This window comes from Paraburkholderia sp. BL17N1, from assembly GCF_003634175.1.
Classification (GTDB): Bacteria; Pseudomonadota; Gammaproteobacteria; order Burkholderiales; family Burkholderiaceae; genus Paraburkholderia.
Window position 1 is genome coordinate 1772311 of sequence record NZ_RBIW01000002.1, and the last position, 26691, is coordinate 1799001.

Annotated in this window: 23 protein-coding genes, 3 pseudogenes and 1 riboswitch; of the genes and pseudogenes, 19 read left to right on the forward strand and 7 right to left on the reverse strand. The window is 60.7% G+C overall.

Annotation, left to right across the window (positions count from 1 at the left end; genetic code table 11):
- Positions 1-2: 2 nt before the first annotated feature.
- From B0G82_RS27870 to B0G82_RS27885, 4 genes are all read right to left on the reverse strand, one after another.
- Complete coding sequence (locus B0G82_RS27870; RefSeq protein WP_116147213.1) at positions 3-479, reverse strand: MarR family transcriptional regulator; 477 nt, start codon at positions 477-479, stop codon at positions 3-5.
- A 118-nt stretch (positions 480-597) separates the two neighbouring features.
- Complete coding sequence (locus B0G82_RS27875; RefSeq protein WP_121309724.1) at positions 598-2256, reverse strand: ATP-binding protein; 1659 nt, start codon at positions 2254-2256, stop codon at positions 598-600.
- A 3-nt stretch (positions 2257-2259) separates the two neighbouring features.
- Positions 2260-3777: an ATPase domain-containing protein gene (locus B0G82_RS27880; RefSeq protein WP_121309725.1), complete on the reverse strand. Its 1518-nt coding sequence runs from the start codon at positions 3775-3777 to the stop codon at positions 2260-2262.
- A gap of 85 nt (positions 3778-3862) precedes the next feature.
- Positions 3863-4765 carry a LysR family transcriptional regulator gene (locus tag B0G82_RS27885; protein ID WP_121309726.1) on the reverse strand — a complete coding sequence of 301 codons (903 nt, stop codon included), beginning with the start codon at positions 4763-4765 and terminating at the stop codon, positions 3863-3865.
- 249 nt (positions 4766-5014) lie between these two features.
- Here B0G82_RS27885 and B0G82_RS27890 point away from each other — a divergent pair, with 249 nt between their 5' ends.
- From B0G82_RS27890 to B0G82_RS27905, 4 genes are all read left to right on the forward strand, one after another.
- Positions 5015-6091, forward strand: a complete 1077-nt coding sequence (locus B0G82_RS27890; RefSeq protein WP_121309727.1) for an alpha/beta hydrolase — start codon at positions 5015-5017, stop codon at positions 6089-6091.
- Complete coding sequence (locus B0G82_RS27895) at positions 6088-7446, forward strand: MFS transporter (RefSeq protein WP_121309728.1); 1359 nt, start codon at positions 6088-6090, stop codon at positions 7444-7446. The genes B0G82_RS27890 and B0G82_RS27895 overlap by 4 nt, the downstream gene beginning before the upstream one ends.
- Positions 7447-7465: 19 nt before the next feature.
- Positions 7466-8488, forward strand: coding sequence for an alpha/beta hydrolase (locus B0G82_RS27900; protein ID WP_121309729.1), 1023 nt, complete (start codon positions 7466-7468; stop codon positions 8486-8488).
- A 99-nt stretch (positions 8489-8587) separates the two neighbouring features.
- Positions 8588-9028 carry a hypothetical protein gene (locus tag B0G82_RS27905; RefSeq protein ID WP_121310884.1) on the forward strand — a complete coding sequence of 147 codons (441 nt, stop codon included), beginning with the start codon at positions 8588-8590 and terminating at the stop codon, positions 9026-9028.
- A gap of 18 nt (positions 9029-9046) precedes the next feature.
- Here B0G82_RS27905 and B0G82_RS27910 read toward each other — a convergent pair whose 3' ends face one another.
- Entirely contained in the window at positions 9047-9634 is a 588-nt protein-coding gene (locus B0G82_RS27910; RefSeq protein ID WP_121309730.1) for a histidine phosphatase family protein, read from the reverse strand.
- Positions 9635-9697: 63 nt separating this feature from the next.
- A riboswitch (cobalamin riboswitch) is annotated at positions 9698-9840 on the forward strand.
- A 38-nt stretch (positions 9841-9878) separates the two neighbouring features.
- On the opposite strand from B0G82_RS27910, the gene B0G82_RS27915 reads away from it, so the two are divergent.
- From B0G82_RS27915 to B0G82_RS27975, 14 genes and pseudogenes are all read left to right on the forward strand, one after another.
- A complete protein-coding gene (locus B0G82_RS27915; protein WP_012428410.1) occupies positions 9879-10100 on the forward strand; it encodes a CbtB-domain containing protein in 222 nt (73 codons plus the stop codon).
- 11 nt (positions 10101-10111) lie between these two features.
- Positions 10112-10852 (forward strand): CbtA family protein, encoded by a 741-nt coding sequence (locus B0G82_RS27920; RefSeq protein ID WP_121309731.1) that lies wholly within the window; start codon positions 10112-10114, stop codon positions 10850-10852.
- Positions 10853-11570: 718 nt separating this feature from the next.
- Positions 11571-12215, forward strand: coding sequence for a type VI secretion system baseplate subunit TssG (gene tssG, locus B0G82_RS27925; RefSeq protein WP_277872814.1), 645 nt, complete (start codon positions 11571-11573; stop codon positions 12213-12215).
- 52 nt (positions 12216-12267) lie between these two features.
- Positions 12268-14907 carry a type VI secretion system Vgr family protein gene (tssI, locus tag B0G82_RS27930; RefSeq protein ID WP_241974853.1) on the forward strand — a complete coding sequence of 880 codons (2640 nt, stop codon included), beginning with the start codon at positions 12268-12270 and terminating at the stop codon, positions 14905-14907.
- A gap of 81 nt (positions 14908-14988) precedes the next feature.
- Positions 14989-16374 (forward strand): hypothetical protein, encoded by a 1386-nt coding sequence (locus tag B0G82_RS39520; protein WP_147309830.1) that lies wholly within the window; start codon positions 14989-14991, stop codon positions 16372-16374.
- A gap of 32 nt (positions 16375-16406) precedes the next feature.
- Complete coding sequence (locus tag B0G82_RS39525; RefSeq protein WP_147439580.1) at positions 16407-17300, forward strand: hypothetical protein; 894 nt, start codon at positions 16407-16409, stop codon at positions 17298-17300.
- A 12-nt stretch (positions 17301-17312) separates the two neighbouring features.
- A pseudogene (locus B0G82_RS27945) lies at positions 17313-17563 on the forward strand (PAAR domain-containing protein).
- A 60-nt stretch (positions 17564-17623) separates the two neighbouring features.
- On the forward strand, positions 17624-18121 hold the full coding sequence (locus B0G82_RS27950; protein ID WP_158608195.1) for an N-acetylmuramidase domain-containing protein: 498 nt from the start codon (positions 17624-17626) through the stop codon (positions 18119-18121).
- The gene (locus tag B0G82_RS39530; protein WP_147439581.1) at positions 18105-18809 is read left to right on the forward strand and encodes a hypothetical protein; all 705 of its coding nucleotides are present in this window, start codon (positions 18105-18107) and stop codon (positions 18807-18809) included. Before B0G82_RS27950 ends, B0G82_RS39530 begins: the two co-directional genes overlap by 17 nt.
- Positions 18802-19054 (forward strand): annotated as a pseudogene (locus B0G82_RS40195) (PAAR domain-containing protein). Before B0G82_RS39530 ends, B0G82_RS40195 begins: the two are co-directional and overlap by 8 nt.
- Positions 19055-19108: 54 nt before the next feature.
- Positions 19109-19848 (forward strand): annotated as a pseudogene (locus tag B0G82_RS27965) (DUF2345 domain-containing protein); the annotation flags it as partial.
- A gap of 20 nt (positions 19849-19868) precedes the next feature.
- Positions 19869-21290, forward strand: coding sequence for a M23 family metallopeptidase (locus B0G82_RS27970; RefSeq protein ID WP_121309735.1), 1422 nt, complete (start codon positions 19869-19871; stop codon positions 21288-21290).
- Positions 21291-21698: 408 nt separating this feature from the next.
- Positions 21699-22061: a hypothetical protein gene (locus B0G82_RS39535; RefSeq protein WP_147439583.1), complete on the forward strand. Its 363-nt coding sequence runs from the start codon at positions 21699-21701 to the stop codon at positions 22059-22061.
- Between the two features lie 714 nt (positions 22062-22775).
- Positions 22776-22964 carry a PAAR domain-containing protein gene (locus tag B0G82_RS27975; RefSeq protein ID WP_121310886.1) on the forward strand — a complete coding sequence of 63 codons (189 nt, stop codon included), beginning with the start codon at positions 22776-22778 and terminating at the stop codon, positions 22962-22964.
- 469 nt (positions 22965-23433) lie between these two features.
- Here B0G82_RS27975 and B0G82_RS27980 read toward each other — a convergent pair whose 3' ends face one another.
- Positions 23434-25350, reverse strand: coding sequence for an FUSC family protein (locus tag B0G82_RS27980; protein ID WP_121309736.1), 1917 nt, complete (start codon positions 25348-25350; stop codon positions 23434-23436).
- On the opposite strand from B0G82_RS27980, the gene B0G82_RS41125 reads away from it, so the two are divergent.
- Positions 25349-25471, forward strand: coding sequence for a hypothetical protein (locus tag B0G82_RS41125; RefSeq protein WP_277872805.1), 123 nt, complete (start codon positions 25349-25351; stop codon positions 25469-25471). The two genes, B0G82_RS27980 and B0G82_RS41125, sit on opposite strands and share 2 nt — an antisense overlap.
- A 207-nt stretch (positions 25472-25678) precedes the next feature.
- Here the strand turns inward: B0G82_RS41125 and B0G82_RS27985 are convergent, their stop codons facing one another.
- Positions 25679-26497, reverse strand: a complete 819-nt coding sequence (locus tag B0G82_RS27985; RefSeq protein WP_121309737.1) for a 2OG-Fe(II) oxygenase — start codon at positions 26495-26497, stop codon at positions 25679-25681.
- Between the last annotated feature and the right edge of the window lie 194 nt (positions 26498-26691).

Consider the following 26691-nt stretch of genomic DNA (forward strand, 5'->3'; position numbering starts at 1 on the left):
CGTTACGCCGGATCGCCGCTGTGATCGCTGCTCTGATCGGCGTGCTCGCCGGCGTCGGCCGTGAACGCGGCCAGCACGCGCAAAGTGGCTTCCAGGTCGCTGCGCGAGACGCCTTTCAACGCTTGCGCCCGCAGCGTGACCAGTTCTTCTTCCATTTTCGCGGTGACGGCGCGGCCTTCTTCGGTGAGCACCACGGTCTTCGCGCGCCGGTCTTCGGGGTCTTCGTCGCGACGCATCAGGCCCGCAGCGCACAGTTGATCGAGCAGCCGCACGAGCGAAGGCCCTTCAATACCGATGTGATCGGCGAGCGTGACCTGGCGCACGGCCGCGCCGAGCCGGCTGGCGGTCAGGAGCGGCGTGGCGCACGCCTCGGAAACATTGAAGGCCGCGAGCACGCCGTGGCTCGTGCGCCGCCATTTTCGGGCGGCGACGACCAGCGTGCTGCTGACTGTCCGGCGCAAGGCATCGAGATTCGACATGGCCGGTATTGTATTTCTAAAAAATTCGTTAGCAAACTATTGATTCTGGAATTTTTTATGACGATACGGCACGGCTGGGCGCATCGGCATGCGCGCAGGTTCGTTACGTCGGCGTGACTCAGGCCGCGAGCCCGAGCCTGACCGTCCGCGCCAGATCGTCCAGCTGGAAAGGCTTGCGCAAAATCGTGCAGCGCTTCACCGCCAGCCCGGAGATGTCCACGTCCGCATAGCCCGTTGCCAGGATCACGGGCAAATCCTCGCGCATCTTGCGCGCCTCGGCGATCACGTCGATTCCGTTCATGCCGGGCATCGCGAAGTCCACCATCAGCAGGTCCGGTTTGTCGTCCTGCAAACGGTTCAGGCCCGCGCGTCCGTCGGCGGCTTCGGTCACCGTGTAGCCGAGCATTCTCAGCGACTCAACCAGCATGGCGCGCACTTCGCTGTCGTCTTCGACCACCAGCACGCGTTTTTCGCCGATCACGTTCGCTTCCGCATTCGACGCCGCTTCGGCCTGCGGCGCCACGCGTTCGCGCAACGGCAGCCAGAGCTCGACGGTGGTGCCCACGCCTTCCTCGCTGAACAGACGCGCGGTGCCGCCGGCCTGCCTCGCAATGCCGTAGACCTGGCTCAAGCCGAGTCCCGTTCCCTTGCCGATCGGCTTGGTGGTGAAGAACGGATCGAACACGCGCGACACTACATCGGGCGGCACACCCGAACCGGTATCGGCGACTTCGACCACTACGTAGCGGCCTTCGGCGAGTGTCTGATCGGGCGCCTCGCGCTGCTTCACGCGAATGCCGAGCTGGCCGCCGCCCGGCATGGCGTCGCGCGCGTTGATGGCGAGATTGAGAATGGCCAGTTCGAGCTGATTGGCGTCGGCCTGAGTCCACATCTCTTGGCCTTCGAACTCGTTCGTATAACGGATGCTCGATCCGAGCGACACCGTAATGATGTCGCGCATGCCTTGCAGCAGCGCCACCACGTCCACCGCTTTCAGATCGAGGTTGCTGTTGCGCGAGAAAGTCAGCAACTGTCCCGTTAGTTTCGCGCCGCGCTCGGTCGCGCGCTTGACGGTGGCGGCCATGCTGCGAAGGCGCTCGTCGCTGGTTACTCGCGCGATCAGCTCGGCGTTCACCATGATGACGTTCAGCAGATTATTGAAGTCGTGCGCGATGCCGCCGGTGAGTTGCCCAAGCGCCTCCATTTTCTGCGATTGCACGAGCACCGCCTGGACTTTGGCGCGCTCGTGAATTTCCATCATCAGCCGGTTGTTGGCGGAGGCGAGTTCCTGAGTACGTTCGGCAATACGGCTTTCCAGCGAGTCGTTCAACTGCACCAGTGCTTCTTGCGCTTCGATCCGCTCGGCGAGATGGCGGCGCGATTCATACTGCCGCGCGCGCGCCCGCAACGACGAGGCCACCGCGCGCCGCAGCGTCTCCGAATTCAGCGGACGTTCGAGCACGACAACGTTGCCGAGCCGTTCGAGCACTTCGAGGCCGCGTTCCGAGCGATGTCCGACGCGTGAGGCGGCGAGCAGAATAAACGGGAAATCCGACCACGCGGGCTGCTGTTCCAGCCATTCGAACAACCGGGCCGCATGGTTGCCCGCGAGCGCTTCTTCTGCGATCAACGCGGCGCCCGCACCGGCGTCGAGTTCAGCGGTGAGCGCGTCGGCATCGCGGCATGCCACGCAGAGGCGTTGATCTTTGTGCAGCACTTCGGCAATCACATCGGCGTCGCGGCCAAACGGCGCAAGAATAAGGACGCGTTGCTCCATGGCTTACTGCCCGGACGTGTCGAGGACGCGGTTCGTCGCACCGAGCAGTGTAGTGCTGCCGCGATAAGCCGGCAGTCCGGAGAGCACACCTTCGAAGTCGCGCAACGCCTCGCCGACTTCCACGCCATTGCTGCCGAGCCGGAACTGGCGGATCGAGCGCTCGTGAGCATTGGCGCGGCTCTTTACGGCCGTCACGGCGGTGAGCACTTCGCCGTGGTGTTCGAAGTAGCGGAACAGCACCACCACGTCGCTCAGGTAGCTGATGTCGATATCGGTCTGTACCTCGCCGATGATGCCGTGCTGCCCCAGCACGAGCATCGTGATCACGCCTTGCTGGTTCAGATAGCCGAGCAGTTCGTGCATTTGCAGCAGCAGATAGCGCTCGCCCGGCATTGCCTGCAGATAGGCGTTCAGACTGTCTATCGCGACAAAGCGCGCGCCGTCCTGCTCGACAGAGCGGCGGACATCGCTGGCGAATTCACCGGGCGAGATCTCCGCCGGATCGATCTGCCGCAGCGTCAGCAGACCGCTTTCGACGTGCGGCGCCAGATGCATGCCGAGCGTCGCGCAGCGGATCGTCAACGTGACGAGGGTCTCGTCGAATACGTAGTAGACGCAGCGCTCGCCACGTTCGAGCGCGGCGATCAGGCACGACACCACCGTAGTGGTCTTGCCGACGCCCGAAGGGCCGATCATCAGCGCATTGGTGCCGGGGATCAGACCGCCGCCGAGCAACGCGTCGAGTCCCTGCGTGCCGGTGCTGACCGCCTCGGTCTCGAACTGCGCGTGGTGTTCCGCCGCGACAAGGCGCGGATACACGCGGATGCCGCCGGTGTCGAGCGTCAGGTCGTGGTAGCCCTCGCGGAACTTGATGCCGCGCATTTTGGCGATGCGCGTGCGCCGCCGGTTGCCGCCATAGTCGCGCACCAGATTGTCCAGACTGACCACGCCGTGCGCGATGCTGTGCAGTTGAACGTCACCGGGCTCGGAAGAATTGTCGTCGAGCAGCAGCACCGTGCATTCTCGGGTGGCGAAATAGCGCTTGAGCGCGAGAATCTGCCGCCGGTAACGCAGCGGGTTCTGCGACAGCAGACGCAATTCGGAGAGACTGTCTAGCACGATGCGCGAGGGTTTCAGTTCCTCGACCTGCTGGATGACGTTGCGCACCGTCTCGCCAAGTTCGACCTCGGCCGGGTGCAGCACGGTCTGCTCGTACTGCGGGTCGAGACCTTCGTCCGAAACCAGCTCGAGAATGTTGAAGCCGTTGATATCCCAGCCGTGGCTTTCAGCTACCGCGATCAGTTCGGCGCGGGTCTCGGAGAGCGTGATGTACAAACCTCTCTGTCCCTCTTCGACTCCCTTGAGTAAGAATTGCAAGGCCAAGGTAGTTTTACCTGTACCGGGCGCACCTTCCACAAGGTACATGCGATGGGGCGTGAGACCGCCTCCCAGGATGTCGTCGATTCCATCGATTCCTGAGGAAAGGCGGGCCGGCTTGTCGGCGGCTTGTCTGTTTGACATGGCGTAGCGTATTTGACGTCGATGGATGGCTGTTGGTTATTCAGCCGGTACGGCGAGAATGCAAAATCCGTGCCGGTTGACGGATTCATGCGCCGGCGCGCTCCTTCACCAGTTGAATGAAGCGCGTGGCCGCGCTGTTGTGCAGTGCCGCGGGATAGGCAAGGTGCAGCGGCGCGCTGAGTTTCGAAGGGTCCGCGAGCGTGCAGTACACGGTGCCCACCTGGTCGTAACGCTGCATGGAAGCGGGCACCAAGGTCACGCCCAGACCCGCCGCCACGAGGTTGATGCCCGACACCATGCGCGGCACTTCGCGGGCAATGCGCGGGACGAAGCCCGCTTGCCGGCAAGCGGCGAGGATGTCGGCATACATGCCGGGTGCGCCCGGACGGCGGACCAGAATGAAGTCTTCGTGCGCCAACGCTTTCAGCGACACTTGCGGCCGCTTCCTGCCCTTGAGCAACGGATGACCCACCGGCAACACCACGACCATCGGTTCGTCGAGCAGCAACTCGAACGCCACGCCCTCGCGGGCGTCGACCGGCTTGCGTAGAAACGCCGCCTGAATCTGGCCCGCAGCCAGACGCTCGATGATCTCCGCCGCGTTGAACTCGGCGAGGTCCACGGCGACTTCGGGGCAGACCGCGCGAAACGCGCGGATCGCCTCGGTCGTGAATGGATGGAACGACGCGGAACTGGTCAGGCCGATGGAAATCGTGCCGAGTTCTCCACGCGCAATCCGGCTCGCCCTTTCGACGGACTGCTGCAGATTTTTCAGCAAGCGTTGCGCGTCTTCCGCAAAGGCCTGACCGGCCGGCGTCAAGGTGACGCCGCGCGGCATGCGCACAAAGAGTTCGAAACCGATCTCTTCTTCCAGCGTTCGAATCTGCTGCGAGAGCGGCGGCTGTTGCATGGCTAGCCTTTCTGCCGCGCGCGTGAACTGGCCTTCTTCGGCGACCGTCAGAAAGTAACGCAGATGCCGCAGCTCCATGGTGTTTCGTCTCCTCACCAGCACATGAAGGCCGGTTCGATGCCATACATACTAAATATGAATGGTGCATGAAACAGGTATTTTACATTTACCATGTCCGCTCCTACGATCTCGTCCATCGCATTCCGTCCGAACCAGGCCGGTGTGACGGTCGGTATTCGCCTCCGGTTCCGAGTATTCGGTTTCTCTACGACGGATTTGACGATGCGCCGCGTTCAAGACTGTGCACGGCGATCAGGAGCAAGCTGCATGACTTTGAATCGTTCACGACGTATTGCGGCGTTGTGTATGTCGACAGGCGCGGCAGTGCTGATGACGTTTGCGCAATCCGCGTTCGCGGTCCATGCTTACGAGCCGCATCTGAAGCCGGTGGCGACGATCTCCAACACGCGCTTCACGCTCGACACGCCGCAAGGGCAAGCGCAATTCCCGCTGTATCTGTCGAAGGATTGGAACGTTGCGCAGCCGCAGGTGACGCGCGCGGTCATCGTGATTCACGGCAAGCTGCGCAATGCGGACGTGTACTTTCGCACCGCACAGAATGCTCGCGATGCCGCGCATGCGGACCCCGACGCTACGCTGCTGATCGCGCCGCAGTTCCTCGCCACGCTCGACACGCGCGTACACGACGAGCCCGCCGATCTCCTGCGCTGGACCGGCGACGCCTGGATGGGCGGCGAAGCGGCGCGCGCGCCGCTGCCGATCAGTTCGTACGAGGTGCTCGATGCGATCGTCGCGCGTCTCGCCGATCGCAAGCTGTTCCCCAATCTGCGGCATGTGGTGTTCGCCGGGCATTCGGGCGGCGGCCAGGTCGTGCAGCGTTACGCCGTCGCGGCGCGTAATATCGCCGCGTTGACCGGCGAAGGCATCGACGTGCGTTACTTGGTGGCGAGCCCGTCCACGTATGCGTATTTCGATGCGCAACGGCCTGACGCGCAAGGTATTGCCGCGCCGTTCGATGTCGCGCAATGTCCCGACTTCAATCAATGGAAATACGGCATGGACAACCGGCCGCCGTATCTCGACGACCGCACGCCCGCGCAACTCGAAGCGATCTATGCGTCGCGCCGGGTCGACTACCTCGTCGGCGGCGCTGATGACGATCCGCAGCAGAGCGCGCTCGACAGAACCTGCGCAGCCGAAGCGCAAGGGCCGCAACGCGTGGCGCGCGCAGAAGCGTACTACCGGTATATCCAGTCGCGTCATCCAGACGGCCTGAAGCAGCACTTTCATATCGTGCCGGGCGTGGGGCACGACGGTGCGCGCATGTTGACGTCGGTATGCGCGTTGTCAGCAATGTTCAACACTTCGGGATGCGGGCAATGAGCGAAGCGGCCTTCAATCAGCGCGACGGTGTCGCGGCTGGAGCCGATGCACCGAACAGCTTGAGTCCGTCGATGGTGCGGCGCGCGATCTTCGCCTCCGTGCTCGGCAATGGACTCGAGTGGTTCGACTTTCTGATCTACGGCTACTTCGCGAAGATCATCGCGCAAGTGTTCTTTCCCGGCGGCAGCGGCTTCGTGTCGATCATGCTGACGCTTGCGACGTTTGCCGTCGGTTTTATCGTGCGGCCGATCGGCGGCATTCTGCTCGGCATCTACTCGGATCGCGCGGGGCGACGCAAGGCGCTCTCGCTGCTGATCATTTCGATGGCGGCCAGCACGTTGCTGATGGGTCTCACGCCGGGCTATGCGAGCATCGGCATCGCTGCGCCGCTGTTGGTGGTGCTTGCTCGCTTGTTGCAAGGGCTATCCGTGGGCGGACAGTTCGCGACGGCTTCCGCGATGCTGGTCGAGTACGCGCCCTCGCACAAGAAGATGTTTTACGGCAGCTTCAACATGTCGGCGCAAGCGTTCGCGTTGCTGCTGTCGTCCGGCGTCGGCTATCTGCTGACCACGCAGCTCACGCATGAGCAACTGGTGGCGTGGGGCTGGCGTTTGCCGTTTCTGTTCGGCGCGCTGGCGGGGCCGTTCGGCTTCTATATCCGGCATCGCGTGGCCGAGTCACCGGAGTTCGAGCGGCTGCTCGAACACAAGGACAAACCGCCGCGCGTCACGATCCGCCAGTTCTTCCGCGACAACGGCGACGCGGCGATTTGCGCGATGGGTGTGATTATCGTCGGCGCGGCGACAAATTATGTCTGGCATTCCTATCTCTCGGTGTATGTCGAACGGCAATTGCATTTGCCGTTGTCCACCGCGTTGCTCGGCGCGTTCGTGTCCGGTGTGCTGAATCTGTTTCTGTTTCCGCTGTCCGGCAAGCTCGCCGATCGTTATGGCGCATACCGGCTGTTCTATCCCATCGTGATCGCGTGGATGGTCTGCGTGTATCCGCTTTATCACTTCGTCGTGACGAATCCGACGCCGGGGCACCTGTTCATCGCGCAGATGATCGCGACGCTGTTCCTCGCCGCCATGTCCGGCGCGCATCCCGGCATGCTCGCGACCTTGTTCCCCGTGCGCAGCCGTTCGGCGGGCGTGGCGCTGTCGTACAACATTGCGGTGACGCTGTTCGGCGGCATGGCGCCGCTCACCATCACCGGCTTGACGCGCGTGACCGGCAGCAGCCTCACGCCCGCGTTTTACCTGATTTTTGCCGGCTTCGTGTCGCTCGCGATGGTGTACTTCACGCGCGCCGGACGCATGTCGAGCGGCGCGGCGGCTAGACCCGCCACTCATTGATCGACCACGAGCCTATTGCATGACCCAGCCTTTCATCACAGACGACGAACGCGCGCCGAATGAACATCCGGTCGCGGTCGTGGCGAGCCGGCATCTGAGCGTCACGACGCGAGCCGGCAGCGGCACGGTGCCGGTGTTTTCCAACGGCGATTGGCTCGCGCCGACGCGCGATGTCCAACGCGCCGTGATTCTGATTCATGGCCGCCTGCGCAACGGCGACACGTATTTCGAACTCGCGCAGCGTTCGTGCGCACTCGCCGGCGCCAGCGTAGCCGATACGCTGCTGATCGTGCCGCAGTTTCTCGCGACCGCGGATGTCGACGCGCATGAACTGCCGCCGTCCACGTTGCATTGGGACTGGACGAGCTGGATGGCTGGCGAGAACGCCGAAGGTCCCGCGCCGATCAGTTCGTTCGATGTGCTCGACGCGATTGTGGACACGCTGGCGTCGCGCGAGCAGTTCGCGTCGCTCGCCGAGGTGGTGATCGCGGGACACTCGGGCGGCGCGCAGGTCGTGCAGCGCTACGCAGTGGTAGCGCGAGACGAGGCGTCCCTCGCGGCGCGCGGTATCGCGCTGCGCTATGTGGTCGCGAATCCTTCGTCGTATGTGTACTTCGATGCAATGCGGCCGGTTGGGCCGGTTGCGTCTGCTGTGTCCGGCGAGTTTGCGGCATTCGATCGGGCGAGGTGTCCGTCGTTCAATCGCTGGAAGTATGGGCTCGAGGATTTGCCCGCTTACTCTCGCGACGCGGCTTCAGCGGCCACGCTCGAAGCGCGTTACGCGCAGCGTGACGTGACCGTGCTGCTTGGCGGCGCGGATTGCGATCCGCAGCATCCGGCACTCGACCGCTCGTGCGCCGCGTTGACGCAAGGTGAACACCGGCTCGGGCGCGGCCTGGCTTACACGCGCTATATGGCGTTGCGGCATCCCGAAGGATTGGCGACGCATCGGACGTTTGTGATCGATGGTGTCGGGCACGATGCCAAGGGGATTTTCGGATCGGCGCAGGGGCTGGCGGCTCTATTCGGTACGGGATTGTAATGACGGTGACCGAAGCGCGGTCTTGAGGAGTCGGCCTTCCTGGGTATGAAGCGTGCTACCGCGCTTGTACCTGCGAGTGACTTCAAGGACCGCGCCGACATGAACAGAACCCGATTGCTTGCCACCGCGCTCGCCGCTGCGTCGCTGGGCGTTTTGCTGACCGGCGGTGCGTATGCCGACGATGCGCCTAGCCCTTGCACATCCCTGAAGCGGATCGTCGCGGCGGCCCCTGGCGGGCTCACCTCATTGACGTCGGACGACGGCAAGGGCGTCGCGCAACCTTACGGCGACGACGCGCAATGTTCGGCGAGTCACGGTGCCTATCAATGCACGTGGACGCCGCATCACGACGCCGGATCGAATGCCGACGCGCTGCAAGCTGTCGCGGCGGACGTCGCATCGTGTCTGCCCGACGCGACGCACGATCAGAATTCGCCGGGACGTCAGCACTTTTATCTGGGCGCGAAGGGTAAGCGGACCGATATCACACTGACGCCGACCGGGTCGAACAAGCTGCGTCTGGTGGTGTCGGGTAAGTAAGCCGCCGGGCTAGAGCGGCTAGTGTGTCGCCGGCCACCATGTCCAGCCGCGCGACGAGTGCCGCAACTCGATGATCGAAAGTGGCGCGATTTCAATGCGCGGAAAAACGATGGGCGATGTTCCGAGCGTATACACGATCGCTGCCCGCAGCACCGGCGCGTGGGTGACGGCGACCACGTTGCTCGATGCACGATCCGTCTCGCCGTCCAACAACGCTTCGAGCCATCCTCCTACCCGTTTCACGAGTTGACTGAACGACTCGCCGCCGTGAGGCGCGGCGTCCGGATCGCGCGTCCATGCGGCGACGTCTTGCGGCGCTTCGGCGGCGAGGTCGGCGAGCCGCCGTCCTTGCCATGCGCCGTAGTTCAGATCCGCCAGGCCGGCGTCGACCGACGCCGTGAGGCCCAGCGCCGTCGCCGTTTCGCGCGCGCAGGCGGCCGGGCTGACGAAAGCCGGTGACTCTTCCGCGATCGCCAGGCGCAAGCGTGCGGCGTGGGTTTGGGCTTCGGCGAGGCCGCGGGCGTCGAGTGAATCGTCGGCGGGAAAACGGCCTGCGCGCTGGGCCGCGGTCGATGCGTGGCTGACCAGTAACAGCCTTGTGTCCATTCCGTTCATGTCCTATCAAGCCACGTCCCGAAGCCCAACGCCGGCGGCATGAAACGTGTGTTTTGCGTTGCCGGGTGCCGAAGTTTAGCGCGTAGAATAGCGGGACTGCGAAGCGCGGAAGCCGGTGAGAGCCCGGCGCGGTCGCGCCACTGTAATCGGCAGCACAAGCCGAAAGCCAGACCTGAGCTTCGCACCAATCCTCTGCAATGACTATCGGGGCGCGTTACCCCAGGAGATGTCCATCATGACCGAAGCTGTTTTCGATCCCGCCAATCAGCCTGTTGCTCAACCCACGCCGATTCCGCTGCGCGAGTTGCTGCCCTGGGTCGTGTTCGGCGGTTTGCTGTTGCTGCTCGCGCTTTACTTCGTGGGTGCGGAACAGGGTGCCACCTCGCTGGTGCCGGGCATGTACGTGCATGAGTTCGTGCACGACGGCCGCCATCTGCTCGGCTTTCCCTGCCACTAACGGAGTCGACCATGGTGGGTAAATTGTTGGTACGCGGGATGCTTGCAGGCATCGCCTCGGGACTCCTCACGTTCGGCTTCGCGCGGGTGGTGGGCGAGCCGCAGGTCAATCAGGCCATTTCATTCGAAGAAAAGGCCGACGCCGCGAAAGGCGAGGCGCCCGAGCCTGAGATGGTGAGCCGCGACACGCAGCGGGGTATCGGCTTGTTGACTGGCGTGCTGACTTACGGCGCGGCATTCGGCGGCTTGTTCTCGCTGGTCTTCGCTTACGCTTATGGCCGAGTGGGCGCGTTGAGCCCGCGCGCGTTGTCCGCATGGCTTGCGCTTGGCGCGTTCATTGCGCTCGCGATCGTGCCGAATCTGAAGTATCCGGCGAACCCGCCCTCGGTCGGCGACCCTGAGACGATCGGGACGCGCACGGGGCTGTTCTTCCTGATGATTGCGATCTCGCTGGCGGCGATGGTGTTCTCGCTCAAGGTGCGGCGCCGTGCGGCGATGAAACTTGGCGCGTGGAACGGCTCGATCGTGGGGGCGGTGGTGTTCATTGTGATCATCGCGGCGGTGCAGTTGTCGATGCCCGCGATCAACGAAGTGCCGGAGGCTTTCCCGGCGGTGCTGCTGTGGAAATTCCGCGTCGCGGCGCTCGGCATGCAGGCGATTATGTGGGCGACGATCGGGCTGCTGTTTGGCGCACTGGTCGAGCGGATTGCGTTGATGCGGGTGGCGGGGCGGTCGGCGGTGAAGTCGGCTTGATTGGCATGACGAGTGCGGCCGCTTCGGCGGTTTCGCTCAACGGTTCGCTCGCCGTGCTTCGCTCTCCGCAGTTTGCGCGCAGCGGTCAAGATGGGTTCTGCGTCAAGGAGTTGGGGCGGTTGTGGGGTGGTTATCCACAGGCTTCTGAACAATTTCTGTGGATAAATTCGCCCGCGATGCTCAAGAGCTACAAACATCTGTTCCGTTCGAATTTAACAACTTGGTTGCTGCACACGGCCTCCGGTTGTCCGCACCATCGGGACAGGGCAGGTGTTTTGCGTGACCATTCAGGGCGACTCCGGTCGCCCTTTTTTATCAGGTTGCTTGCTGCGCGTTCCCGGATTTGTCCGATGTCAGGGCTGCGTACACGACCCGCGCATTGATTCTGCATGTCGGCACAATTCCCCTCCTGATCTGCGGACACTCTCTCGTTGCCTGCGCCGACGCCAGCCCGATGGCCCGTGTCGATGCACGATACATAACATGCTCAGGACGGGGTAGATAACCGTCAATGCAACTGGACGTCGCTGACATTTCCCAGCGTTATTGCGAAATAGTCCTGCTGACTATCCAACGACTATCCCCGATGATTGAAAGAACTCGGGGAAGAGGTCAAACGATGAAAGCTGTACGCTGCGACAGGTATCCACGTCTTACGTATCCACGCCTCACGGCTCCTGTCTTTCCCGTGCGGGCCGCAATAGGCGCGTCGTGATTGATGGAGCGCGTCCGCTTCGATCTGCCCATGCCCGGCGTGGCGCTTTCACCGGAAAGCGTTGAACGTCTGATGGCCGAACCCTGGCGCTACGGGTTTATTTCCCTGCTGCGCCGTATCGGCGCCGATCCCCGCATTGACCCGGTCGGCACCGCGCGGCGTCCGCAGGCGGAGCCGTTCCGTCTCGGCCAGGCACCGAGCCTCGCATTCGCGCCGCGCGAGATTGCCGACGTGCGTGAGGTCAACGGGCGCCTGAAGATACGACTTCTCAGTCTGGGCATGTTCGGGCCGAACGGGCCGCTGCCGATTCACATGACCGAGATTGCACGCGAGCGTGAGCAGAACCGGCGGGATGCGACGCTCGTCAACTTCCTCGACATCTTTCACCACCGCTACCTGACTCTGCTGTACCGGGCGTGGGCCTCCGCCCAGGCCGCAGCGGGCCTTGACCGGAAGGACGACGAAACATTCTCCTTTTTTGTCGCGAGCCTCGCCGGCCACGATCCCGACGAAATCGCCGGCCGGCCGTTTCCTGGCCATGCGCGCCACGTCCCGATGCATACCTTCGTGCAGACCTCGATGCGCTCGGTACAGCGCGGCCCCGTCGCGCTCTGGCCGCCACGCATGGGCACCCGTAGCACGGCCTGAGCGGCCTGAGTAGCCGTCAACCGCATCCATTCATCCTGGAGGAAGGACACTCATGCTGGATTTTTCGACCCGCCGCACCATCACCGTGAGCGGCGCGGCGCTGCCGGAATCGCCGTCAGGCGAGCCCGCACTGGTGCTCAGATCAATCCGTGGCGAGGAAGCCCTGTCGGAAATCTACGCCTACACGCTGGACATGGTGACCACGCAAGACCTCGACATGTTCAGCGACGACGCGGCGAACCTTGACCTGCGTGCGATGATCGGCAGGCCGCTGACCGTGGCTATCCAGCTTGAAGGAATGAGCGGGGTTTCCGGCCCTTCGTGGATGTCGAACATCGGCTGCGGCATGCGTGAGATCAGCGGCATCGTGACGAGCGCGCGCTTTGTCGAACAGCAGGACCGGCAGAGCCATTACCGGCTCACGCTGCAACCCGGCCTCTGGCTTGCCGGGCAGCGCTCGGACTACCGGATCTTCCAGCGTAAGAATGTTATCGACATCATTCGCGAAGTGCTGCGGATCTATCCGTTTTCCTGCGCCTGGCGCACCAGCCGGATATACCCGCGACTGGACTACCAGGTCCAGTATGGCGAAACGGATTTCAGTTTCGTGCAGCGGCTGATGGCTGAGAACGGCATCTACTGGTTTTTCGAGCACTCGAAGGGCTATCACCGGATGGTGTTCGTGGACCATGTAGGCGCGCACAAGCCGGTGCAGAGCGAGGCGTATCACACGCTCGCGTACTACCCGCCGGGCCACAGGATCGACGCGGAGTATATCGACGCGTTCGATATCGCCCAGACGTTGCAGTCGGGCGTCTGGACCACCGGCGACTATGACTTCAAGCAGCCCGAAGCCAATCTTGGCGTGCGCAAGGTCCAGCCGCAGAAGACGGTCCACAATGATCTGGCGCGCTACGAGTGGCCCGGCGACTATACCGACCCGGCCGAAGGTGAGAAGTCCGCACAGATCCGCATCGAGGAACTGTTCGCGCGCGGCGAGCGCGCCGAAGGCCGTGGCGCGCTGCGCAATGTCGTATGCGGGACGACCTTCCATCTGGAGAACCATCCGTATCGCAAGGCGAACCAGGAATACATGGTGATCCGCGCGAAGCTCGATGCCGAAGAGACGATGGAATCGACCGGTCCGGGCGTCTACCGGTTCGACACCGACTTCACCGTGCAACCGGCGACCAATGTATTCCGTCCGGCGCGCACGGTCCCGAAGCCGCGCACGACCGGACCGCAGAGCGCCGTGGTGACGGGCTTCGATAGAAACGTCGTGTCCACCGAGCCGTATGGCCGCGTGACGCTTAAATTCCGCTGGGACCGTTCGCCGAACCGGGACGAGAACTCGTCGTGCTGGGCGCGGGTCATGTCGCCGTGGGCGGGCAATGGTCACGGGGCCATCAGCCTGCCTCGCATCGGCACGGAAGTGATCGTGGATTTCATCGACGGCGACCCGGACCGGCCGTTCGTCATCGGGCAGGCCTACAACGCGGACAACATGCCGCCGTGGCCGTTACAGGACAACCATGCCCTGTCAGGCCTGCTCAGTCGCAATCTGGAAGGGAGCGGGTCGAACCAGTTCGTTGCGGACGACACGCCGGACCGGTTACAGGCGCAGGTGACGAGCGATCAGGCGAACTCGCGGCTGGTGGTGGGTTACAACACGCGCATCGTGCCCGGCGAGGGACGCAAACAGGCGCGCGGCATCGGCTGGGAACTCGCCACCGATTCATGGGGCGTGGTCCGCGCAAACCGGGGCATGCTGGTGACCACCGAGACGCGCAGCGGTGCGCAGTCGCCGGCGAAGGACATGGGCGAGACGGTGCAGCGCCTGACGCAGGCGCGCGCGCAACACGAGGACATGGCGCAGCTCGCGCAGCAGCACAACGCGCAGTCGTCCGACGCGAGCCAGCACGACGCCGCGAAAGCCATCAAGGCGCAGAACGACGCGATCCGGGGCGACACCGCCCACTGGCGTGAAAATCCGTTCCCCGAAATGGCGCGGCCCGATCTTGTCGTTGCGAGCGCGGCGGGCATCCGCATGACCGCCACGCAGGGAACGTACATCGTGAGCGGGCAGGATCATGCAGTGACAGCGGGCCGCGACGTGAGCGTGTCGTCCGGGCGCTCACTGTTCGCGTCGGTGCGCGGTGCGATCTCGGTGTTCGCCTACCAGCTTGGGCTGAAACTGGTCGCCGCGAAAGGCCGCGTCGATATCCAGGCGCAGAGCGACCAGATGGCGCTCGCGGCCCTGAAGGACATCACGATCAGCAGCTCGGACGGCAAGGTCGTCATCAACGCGTCGAAGGAGGTCTGGATCGGCGCGGGTGGGTCGTATATCCAGATCAACGGCAGCGGGATTATTAACGGCTCGCCGGGGGTGATTCTGGAGAAGGGGCGTTGGGATGTGCAGAATCCAGATTCGAAGCGCATGCCGTTGCCCGATCTGCCTGGCGAGAAACCTTTCAGTGCGCAGTTCACGCTTCGGGACCGTAGCGGCGCCATCCTGCGCAACTACCCGTACCGACTGGACGCAGAGAACGGGCCAACCTGGTATGGCATAACGGACGAAAACGGCCTGACCCAGCGCGTCTGGACTGCCAGCGAGCAGAATCTCACGGCGCATCCGCACGATGCGCAGCAACCGGACGATGCCCCGCCTGACGACGATCCCCACGATTGCTGAGCATTCCTTATTCAGAAAAAAGGACGATAGATGACTGGCCCGAATCAAACCCCGATCGGCAGCATGACGTGCGGACCGAACATGCCGACACAGACTGCGCAATGCATGACGCGCAAGGTGAGCTTTACTTTTTATTGCGCGCCACGAGACGATTCCGGCCTCAATCCTCTGTATAACGCTGCGTATCCTAATGACGACACGCACAAAGGTGTCACCGACTCCGCGCCGTACCTAAACGGAATGCCGTACGTGGTGGTCGATGCCGATACGCACGCGGTGATCTATCCGTACAACAGTACAGATGGCAGGACCGCAACTTTTCCGGCCAAGGTGTCGACAAACACCCTGCATGATGGACAGCGTTTCAAACATTCACTGCCCCCGATCAATATTCCCGATCACGTCGTCCGCATTGCACTGCACATTGCTAACGATGCGTATGCACAGCACCGCAACTTCCAGCTTTTTGCCTGGACGGTGCCGGATGTCGCGCACAGCAAGGTCCATGTTTACGAGGTCAGATCCGACTTGGAGGAGCGGTTCTCAATAGAAAACCATTTTGGTGCCCCGCCCGCCGAAAATACATTTGGACTCAAACCCGGAACAACTGACGAATATCAGGGGTATCTGAACGGTGATCTGTGGCTGCGAATTAGCCATGAATTCACGGATGACGAAATTGCCCGGCTTTGCCCACCGGAAACGCTGACGCGTTCCCTACTTCCCGGACAACATCCGGCGGCACCGCAGGGCAATGCGGGAAGCACCATTCCGCCAGTGGCCCCAGCAGCCGCGCCGGGAACACAAGGCGTGCAACCGAACCCGCAGACCTACGCCGGACCCGTCACCGGCGCACCACATCCCGCTTCTCCATTACCGCAGGCGCAGCCACAAACGTCGCCCCACGCGGCTGGCAACACCCAGTCACTGAATGTTAACTGGCGAGAGGTGCTTCAGCCTATTTATGGCGCGGGAGCGGATTCCCGCTCAATGGCCGCTTTCAGCGTCCGGGTGGACGCGCTGGGCATCACTGTGACGTTCGCCGCGCGGGCCGTTGCTAATGCTGTGAATACCAGCAATCGTACAACCGTCCAACAGGCGTTGCGCCGGACCTCCCCGCGTGCATTTGCAGTCGTTCTGAAGGCGGCGTGGCGCCTTCACATCAGCTCGGTTGATTTTTCCAGTTCATGGCGACCCATGCTGGGTTCCAAATTGCACAGGATGGGCGTTGCGCTGGATGTCACGCACTTTGACGATGCCGATGAGAACATTCATTTTACGGTTCACAATCACGACCATCACGATAGAAATCATCCGTTCCCGACTGGTCCTGGAGGCCAGAAACTTGCAGCCCTGTACGGTGAGTTGAGAACGGACCACCAAGTGACGCCAGCAGCGGTTTATACGCCATGGCTTAACTGGGTTATTCCGCATGACACGCATATGCATGTCACAGTTAAAGAATAATTAATGTTCTCGAATAGGGAAACGGGATTTTTATGATTATAAAAAAGATAGGGATTCTTCTTGCGGCATGTATCTTTTTGGGAATCTATCGCATTGGCGTAGCAGCGGAAAGAACAGTATTTTTTAACGGAACAAAGATACATTACGATAATGAGGCCGCTTATTTGCATCCCCGATGTGCGTTGTTCCTCCGGCATCAACCTGCGGACTTGAAGAGTCGTTATGCAATGGTATCTAACGATGTATGTAGGAAATATCAAGCAACACAAGATGAAAACTATTCCTTTCCCGGCGCCCAAGGCGAGGCGCCCGTAAAGACTCCAAAGAGAGACTTCGTTACACTTGATGAAATTCCATTGTGGAAAGGAAAGCCCCCCGTCCGAGCTAAATTTAATATCAGTTTTGCAGTTGACGATCCCGATCCTGATATTAACCCATCCTACCTGCCATATATTCGGAAGAACAAAATCAGTGATTATCTGTTGATAGACGAAGAAAATTATGAAACAAGCCTCGCAACGGGGAAGCGAACCGGCTACCGGTTTTATCGATTCGAGGACATGTGCTTTCTGGCAAAAGAAAAGAAGCCACGGTCATTTAAATTTGAAACCGCATGCGTGCATGCCGGAAATCCTAACTACGCGTTTCCAAAAGCCGTGGATACGATCAGTCATCCATGGATCAACATCATGGAGCGTAACACGATCGATCTGGATGAACGTATGCCGAATGCGGTCGAAATTGACGGTTCGTCACCGGTCAAGCCACTGATCTATTCCGATTTTCCGATCGACAACAGCGGTCGGGTGACTCAAGGGCGTGCAATGTGCATGGCTGACTGCGCGCCGGGCATGCTGTTTCGGGTACTTCACCAACACCAAAGTATCTGGGGCGCTTCAGGTAAACCGCCGGCTACCGTACGGTGAGGTAAAAATCTCATGACCGATCTCATCCGGCTCGGTGACATCACCGACCACGGTGCGAAGTTATCACCGCCTCAGAAGTGATGCGCTATGGCGGCGTGCGCGTGGCCCGCAAGGGCGACGAAGTGACCGGTCCGCTCCACCCTGAGGTCGTGCCCAACGTCATCGTCGAGGGCGACGACAGGATCACGGACCACGGTGTGCCCATCGCGCGTCAGGGCCATCATGCCACATGCGGTTGCAGCCTTGTATCCAGCATCGCCTGATCTCACGTGCTCAGGTCGCTTCCACGACATGGGAACTTGCGTGTGATGAGAAATCGAGCCATGAAAGGACGGGGCGACTGTGTGGTGGTCGAAGCCGAAGCAAAAAAAGCCCGCCAGGCTGCTGATAAACAATCGAAGGGAAAAAAGAAAAAGCTCGGCAATCCTTACCCGGGATACCCCGATCTGTGTTTCCCAGTGCTCGGTCGGTACGGCCTCGAAGGGCTGCATCAATATAAAAAGGTTGTGCGTGCGTCGACGTTAGACTTTGAAGCAGCGCTGAAATCTTGCTCTTGGGGAGGATTCCAGATACTTGGCGAATATTTTTTAAAATGTGGATGTTCGAGCGTATTTGAATTTGCCAATAAATTCATGTCGGGTACGAACGGCCAAGTTGAGATTTTTGTTGCCTTTATGAAAAACATCAAGCCCGACGCCATTGATGGTCTACGAGAGCGCAAGTGGGAAAAAGTAGCGGCTTCATATAACGGTAGTAACTGGAAAAAGTATAACCCTCACTATGTCGAACATCTCGGTAAATATTATGAAAAATTTAAATAAGGGACTTTTATTATTCTTTGCTTCATTTGTGGCTTCGCATGCCTGGGCGGCAAATGTTTTAATATTTGATAGCCCCAACCTCATAGGAGTTGATGATAATGGGTTTTTATCAGGATTTTATTCTGCCAACAACGGAAAAACTTCATGCTTCTATCTGTTTGTGCAACGTCATACAGGGAGGAATTTACCGGATTCCGGAGAATATTCGGCTAGAGAGATACTGACGTTTACTCCGCAAGACAGGTCTTTTTTGTTTGGCGACAGAAATAAGGATTATGACATAGGGGGATATCTATATAGACGGGGCGACACTATGATAATTAGGACGTCCAAGACTCAGGCTGGATGCGGAAATGCTATGGGTGCATTTGAATTTGGACCAGAGGAGTCCGGGGCATTTCCCTACACAGTAGAAAAGAGAATTCCTGCAATTGGCATTCGACTTATAAAAAATCGGTCGCTTTTTTACGACTATAAAGACGGAAAATTTGTCGCAAGAAAGGGGTATTTAACCAAATGGGATGGCGTCGTTGTACTTCGAACGCGCGATCGGTTTTCTTATGTGCGGTTTGCAGACCCCGGAGCGAACGTTGCCGATCCGGGGCGCGTGACGACCGGCTGGATACATTCGGCTGACCTTGTGAACCCGTTTCCCCCATCCACCAATAAGGACCAATCGCATGATTGATCTCATCCGACTCGGTGACACCACCGACCACGGCGGCGAAGTTATCACCGCCTCAGAAGTCATGCGCTATGGCGGCGTGCGCGTGGCCCGCAAGGGCGACGAAGTGACCCTGTCCGCTCCACCCTGAGGTGGTGCCCAACGTAATCGTTGAGGGCGACGACAGGATCACGGACCACGGTGTCTCCGTCGCGCGTCAGGGCCACCATGCCACATGCGGTTGCAGCCTTATATCCAGCATCGCCTGATCTCACGTTCTCAGGTCGCGTCCACGACATGGGCATTTGCTGGGCGTACCGCACAACCACGGCATGCTGGTGACCACCGAGACGCGCAGCGGTGCGCTGTCACCCGCCAAGGACATGGGCGAGACGGTGCAGCGCCTGACGCAGGCGCGCGCGCAACACGAGGACATGGCGCAGCTCGCGCGGCAGCACAACGCGCAGTCGTCGGACGCGAGCCAGCACGACGCCGCGAAAGCCATCAAGGCGCAGAATGACGCGATCCGGGGCGACACCGCCCACTGGCGTGAAAATCCGTTCCCCGAAATGACGCGGCCCGATCTTGTCGTTGCGAGCGCGGCGGGCATCGGAATGACCGCTGCGCAGGGAACGCACATCGTGAGTGGACAGGACATGCGGTGACGGCAGGACGTGACGTGAGCGTGTCGTCGGGGCGCTCACTGTTCGCGTCGGTGCGCGGCGCGATCTCGATGTTCGCCTACCAGCTCGGGCTGAAACTGATCGCCGCGAAAGGCCGCGTCGATATCCAGGCCCAGGGCGACCAGATGGCGCTCGCGGCCCTGAAGGACATCACGATCAGCAGCTCGGACGGCAAGGTCGTCATCACCGCGTCGAAGGAAGTCTGGATCGGCGCGGGTGGGTCGTATATCCAGATCAACGGCAGCGGGATTATTAACGGCTCGCCGGGGGTGATTCTGGAGAAGGGGCGTTGGGATGTGCAGGACGCAGACGCTCGCATACCGAGCTTCCCTCCGTTCGGATCGGGTACGCCCACTGATGACTACATCCATTCGCTGTAACTTTCCCTCCTGACAGACCTATGATTATCAGCCCGCCCTTTCTTTCAGCAGCCCGCCCGCAGCAGAATGACGCAATGCCCACAGCGGATGCGGGCAACACGGTCGTACCCGACGGTGATGTGTGTGGCGCCAACATGCTCGAATGTGCGCCGGGCAACGGCGCCTATCCGGTCAGCTTCAATCTTGGCTGGCATGGCGGTGCGCATCTGAAAGCCCCGCTGGACGGCAATCAGGTCACTTCCGTGCGCGCCATCGCGGACGGCACAATCGTGTACGTGCGCCAGACGGATACGACCCATAAGCCGACGCTTCAGTACCGCAACGTGCGTACGGACGACGGCTGTGTCGTCATCCGGCACGATACGGAAATTGGCGAAGGCGACAACGCGAAGGTCACCTATTACTCGGTGTACATGCACCTCCAGGCCGCGCTGTCGTCGCTGTCCGTGGGCAAGAAGGTTTATCGCAAGGATATCCTGGGCACACCGGGCCAGATTTACGGGCAGTTTCCGCAGATCCACTTCGAGATCGTCTGCAACGAGGCGAACCTGAGGAAGTTCATCGGGCGCGCCCCCGGGCCGCTGGGCAGCACCCCGGCTCGTACCGATGCGGTCTATGGCGATAACTGGTTCTTCATTCCTCGTGGTGCGAAGCTCTTTGCCAACGAACCACACCCTTTCCGTGATGACGACAGCGCGCCGCCTGTCGCGACGTTGCACCCCCAGCCGTCTCTCGTGCCGACGGGAACCAGTTGCGAGCTTGTCGTCCGCATGCATTACGAGAAGGATTGCACTCTGACGACCTACAGGCAGAACGCGGATTTGAGCTGGTCCGTGTGCGGTGCAATGCCCGCGGAAAGAGAGGCAGAGTACAACCTGTATCAGCGTGCTAACGCCCTTCACGGACGCTTTACAGACGATTCTCTGTCGGCAATTGCTCCAGGCATGGCTGTGGCCTCTCCGAGTGCCATCTTCGAGATGATCCGTTTCGGACGCTGCATCAACGATCAACTGCCCGCCGGCGCGCGCTTCAATCACTGGCGGAAAGTGAAGACGCCAGACGGTGACGGCTGGATCAATCTTTCGAAACCTGGTGTGCGAGTCTATAGCGATGCGGATTTCCCGGAGTGGGCCGGCTGGAGCTTCATTAACGATGACCCCACTCCCGACAGCCTGTGCGATTCACCGACTGTGAAGCGGTGGCTGGACGTCAATCATTCCGGTCATGTCAGCCACGCCGACGCTGTCGGGGCTCTGGGTGTCGATGCGGTTCATCAGCGCCTTGCTCACGCTGTCTGCAAGTTTCCTTCGGAATGGAGCCGGGACGGACTGGAGGCGCGATACAACTGGCTCAGGAGTCCGCATGAGGCATTGACCAGTCCGTTATCGGACGCAGCTTTTAGCAAGCTGGTGGATCACGCGCGCGATCTGGCGTTTTGGTAGGACGTCAGCGATCCTGATTTTCCGCATGCCGATGAGGTCTGGAATTTTCCGCCGACGGCGTTTGTGCGTCAATTCCGACAGTGCCGCTGGCTCTCGTGTGAAGAGTTGGAAAGGATATATCCAAACACGTATGTGCAGAAATCCGGGGGTCACTTGCAACAGGCATCGAATGCCATATCGAATGAAGTACGTGAGCGCTATCGACCGACACTCAACCGACTAATGGAAAAGCACTCTATTGCCCGAAATCCGATGCGAATGTCCCACTTCTTGGGCCAGGGAGCAGAAGAGTCAAGAACGCTCGCGTGGATGGAAGAGCATCGAAGCGAAGCATCATGCAACGCCGCATATGCTCATTCGAACGGGAACGATCTCCCTGGCGATGGATACAAGTTCCGTGGGAGGGGAATGAAACAATTAACGGGTAAATACAACTACACGGAATACTGGGTGTATCGAGGATGGCTGAATAGGAAAGACTTTACAGCGTCCTGGTGGAGTCATCCGCATCCGACGAGGCCAAACATCGCGACGCCGGACATCCTCCTGACAGCCCACTACAACACTGTAGACACAGGCACTTGGTATTGGGAGGCAACGCCAAATCATGGATTACCCCACTCTAAAAGTACAATAAATGTGCTTGCAGACGCTGGGGTCAGTGAGAATCAAATTCTGCGTGTCACGAGAGAAATTAACGGCAGCGAAAATGGTCTTGAAAATAGAGCGTATCACACGCTAAGGCTGTATAAAATTTTCGGCGAAATATGATGCGCACACTAATAAAACTATGTTTTTCAGTATTTCGCCAATTCTCATGACGAAATAATTAGCTATCCTCCATTAAATCCGCCTGGGCAGCCGGCCCTATGCCATAGCTTTCCGCCAGCTTCGGGACCCGCAACTTCAACCGTCCAGGTAAATTATGTACCTCAAGTTCCTTAGCATCGCCATGCTGGCGGTTTGTTGCAGCGCGACCGCCAGCGAAGTCGTTGCCCTGCCACAACTGTGGCACGACTCGCACTACGCGTCTTGCTACCCGTCAGTAAAGGCGGGCATGTCGGAAATATATGGTATGGACTTCGAACAGGACGAGAATATTTTGCAGTCTCACCGACATATTGGTTCACGTGACTTTGTCATTGCAAGCGATTCTACGTCTGGAACCAATGGTCAGCGGACAGTCTTTGAGCAGCGCGACAGTAAGAGCTGGTGCGTCGTCCTCACTTCTTCGCCTGTTGCGGAGTTGGTACCCGGCCCCGTATCCGCATCTTTGCGACAGCCGCTAACGTGAATATCAATTACGCAGGCCCCTCTTGGCTTCGCGGAAACCAAGGTCATATACCGGTAGGACTCCAAGAAGTTCGTCTACATGCCAGTAAGTTGCCTTAGGGCCGGACGTGGCGGTTGGAGATCGTTCGATTGCAATGAAGCGCATCGATGATCGCAACTGCCAACACTAGTCATATGCTGAAGAGCAAACTCATGATTGATCTCATCCGGCTCGGTGACACCACCGACCACGGCGGCGAAGTGACCTGTCCGCTCCACCCTGAGGTCGTGCCCAACGTCATCGTTGAAGGCGACGACAGGATCACGGACCACGGTGTGCCCGTCGCGCGTCAGGGCCATCACGCAACGTGCGGTTGCAGCCTTATATCCAGCGTCGTGTAGCTGGTATATCCACGACGTTTCTGCGACGTGGATATACGACGAAGGAATTACAGGACGTGATTGTGACGAACCCGGACACTATCAGGCTGTTGCGCCTGTGGATTGCGAAGGAGCCCTATCACCAGACTCCGTGAGGAAAATCCATGTCGTCCCCCATGCGCCCACACCGCAGCATAGAAAACTCACCTGTCCGAATTTAAACAAGTCATTTGCCGTGTTAGCTCTGGTTAGGGATCGCCGTTAGCTTGAATGCTTTACAAAAAACACATGTCTAATATGTCGGCCCTTTCCCATTGAGGGGAAACGCGGGGGAACGATGTTTGGCGGCCTGTCGGGAATGTTCAATTTCCCCTCACATGGCCCGCAAAGCCTTATGGCGCGGGGTTCAGCGCTGTAGGGAGAGACTTATCCACAGGCTTGCGAACAATTTCTGTGGACAAGTTTCCACCTACCGCCATTCCCAAGCCCTCTACACACTCTTCCCCCTCAACGCCCAATTGAAAACGCGCCGCCCATCCGAAACCGGCTGCGTCAACCGATCGAACAACTGCGCGACGGCGCCGTCCAGTTGCGTAAGAGCCGACGCCCGGTTCAAGTCGAAAGCAACGGCAGGCATCATCGGTCCACGATCATCTGACCCGCCACGCGCAGCGTCCGTCGCGCCGCCGCCATAACGCGCAATCAAAGTATCGAGCCGCGCCACGATCGACTCGACATGCGCCGCGCTTACCTCCGCCGCATTGAGCGCTACCGCTTCCTGCAATACGCTGCGTCGCGCAGGCCCATTCAGTACCCGCGCCCAATGCAGGCAACACAACAACGAACCCGTCGCCAACTCGACATCCGGATTCCACACCACCACGCGTTGCGTCTGCAGCGGCCGCAGCGCGATCCGCAGATCATGCCAACCGCGATCGAGCTTGCGCATCGCGGCAACCGCGTCACCCGCCTGCGCGCCTGCCCCAGAGAGCCGCACGACGTCGCGTAGCGCGCCCAGCACCGCCGCAAGCCTCGCCTCGACATGCCGCGTGGCTGCAAGCGGCATCATCAGAATCGCGACGGCGAACGACACGAGACAGCCTACCAGCACTTCTTCGATCCGCAGTTCGACCAGCGGCCCCATCGCGAACCCCAGTTCGCCGTAGACCAGGCCGACGAGTACGGTGATGAAAAACACGCCCGGCGCATACGCGCTCAAGATGTAGTAAGCCCAGCCGAATACGCACAGGGCCATCGCGATCACCAGCAACACCGGCGAATCATGCAGCGGTGCGACCAGCAACACGCTGACGAGCGCGCCGGCGAGCGTCCCCACGAGACGCTGCGCACCGCGATACACCGTATCCGCGCGCGACCGTGTGCCAAGAAACACGACGAACGTCGTAATGACTGCCCAGAACCAGCGCTCCGGCGAAAGCGAATGGCCGATCAGCATCGCAAGCAATGCAGCGGTCGTGGCGCGCGTGGCGGGGAGCCAGCAGAGCTTGCTGCGCAAGTCGGCGAAGCGCTGCGCCGCGGTCAGCGTAATTGAAGCGCTCGCCGGCGCAGACGAAACGCGTCGCGCGTCGCCTCCTTGCGCAGTCTCCTTGAGGCGCGCAATCGCGTGACGTAATACACCGGCGCTCGCCTTGACGCCGTCATCCACAGGTCCCGATGCAAACGCATATTGCCCAGCAGCGACTTCCACTTCGACGATCCGTTCACGAATCGTTTCCGCATCCGACGGATTCAGCAGCGCCAACTGTTCTTCGAGCGACAGCGCGGATTCGTTCAACGCGGAGAGACGCGCGGCAACCGGAGCGTGAAGCACGCGCGACGCGCGCAGCGTCACCGTATGAACGGCGAGGCGAAAGCTCGCCGCGGCTCGCATCGGCACAATGACGCGGCCCACCAGCGCGACCATCAACGGGCCGAACGCGGACAGCAGAAGCGACTGCACGAGATGCGCCGTCGAAGGATGCAGATAGAGGCCGAGGTAAAAACACACCACGCCCAGCATCGCGCAGCCCAATGCACGCGGTCCGCATGCCTGGCACAACATGCCGATGAACATCACCACCAGGAAGCCCGCATCGCCGGCTAGCGGATAGTGGCTCAACACGCTCGCCGTAGCAAAGCACACGCAAGCGCAGAGATACAGATAGAAGAGCGTGCCGAACCAGGCAGTCCGCTGCGCATCGCGCACGAACAACGGCGCGACCATCGCAAAGAGGATGCCGGGCGCGGCAAGCGTAATGGGCTGATCTTGGGAAACGGTCCACGCGATAGTGGCCGCGCCGGCGAGCAGGCAGGCGAGCGCGACGCGCAGCGCGGTATGGAGGCGCACGAGTCCCGCGTCCGCGGCTAGCAGACGGTCGGCGACACGCGATAACGTGGCGGCAATCATGATCGATGATATCCAGGCTGATTGGCCGCCACCGGCTTTTGGCCGATTGCGGCAGGGCGGGCGCGCGGCCCACCACCTTCATATCGGCGAACTGGGCTGCCATGCCGGGATCACCGGCTGACAACCCCGTCCGTCGACGGGCGATAACACTCGAACAGACACGCCGAAAGCGCTGCAAAGGGTGGTGCAGCGCATCCGGCGGGTTCGGGTTTTCCCGAATGATACCTGGTCAAAATTGCGTGTGTGGAATTTTGCCGCAGTCAGTAGCACAGGAGCGCAGGAGCACAGGAGCTCACGTCGAACCAAGGCAAGCCAAACCCGGCCTGCCTCACGCCGCATCGTGGAAAATCACTCCGAGCGTGTGTCGTTGGCCCGAGCGCAAGCGGCTCACGCCATGCCGGAGATTCACCCGGTACGGCCCGCGCGTCCCCTGAACCGGCCGGTGATGGACCGCGAACACCACCGCATCGCCCTTGCGGAGCGGCACCACTTCCGTACGCGACTGCATGCGCGGCCGCTGCTCCGTCATGACGAATTCGCCGCCGGAGAAATCCACGCCGGGCTCGGACAGCAGAATCGTGACCTGCAGCGGGAATACGTGTTCGCCATAGAGGTCCTGATGCAGACAGTTGTAGTCGTCGGTCGCATATTGGAGCATCAGCGGCGTGGGGCGCGTTTGACCGGCGGCGTGGCAACGCTCGATAAATGCCGCGTGCGCGGCCGGATACCGGACGTCGATCCCCATCGCCTGATTCCAGCGATTCGCCACCGGCGCGAGACGCGGATAAAGCTCGCGGCGCAAATCGGCGATCATCGTCGGCAGCGGATAAGCAAAGTACTTGTATTCGCCGCGGCCGAAACCGTGGCGCGCCATGACGACGCGGCTACGAAACAAGGCATCGTGCGGATAGAGCGCGGTCAGCGAATCGCATTCCTCTGAGCTGAGCAGATTGCGCAGCTTCGCGCAGCCGTACGCGTTCGATTCTGCTTCGACATCGAACCAGTCGATCGCACTGATACGCTGCGCAGGCGAGCCGCGCGTCTCCGTTTCAGTGGCTTTCACCTCCGGCTTCTGTCCTGCGCCAGCTTTCAGGTCCAACGCCAAATCCAGCGTGCGCGACTCACTAACCTTCGCAACCGTATCCATAATTTCTCCATCAAGCGATCGTAGCCATGATTGAGTGTAAGCACGGGCGTGATGCCGCACACCCCAACTCTTGCTTTTCAATTCGTGCGGTTCACAGCTGGTGCCTCGACAACGAGCGCATGATGTGCAGACGGATTTGGTCGCAGTGCTCCGCCACGCGGCGATTCAGCGAGCCTTAAGCAAATCCAAACACT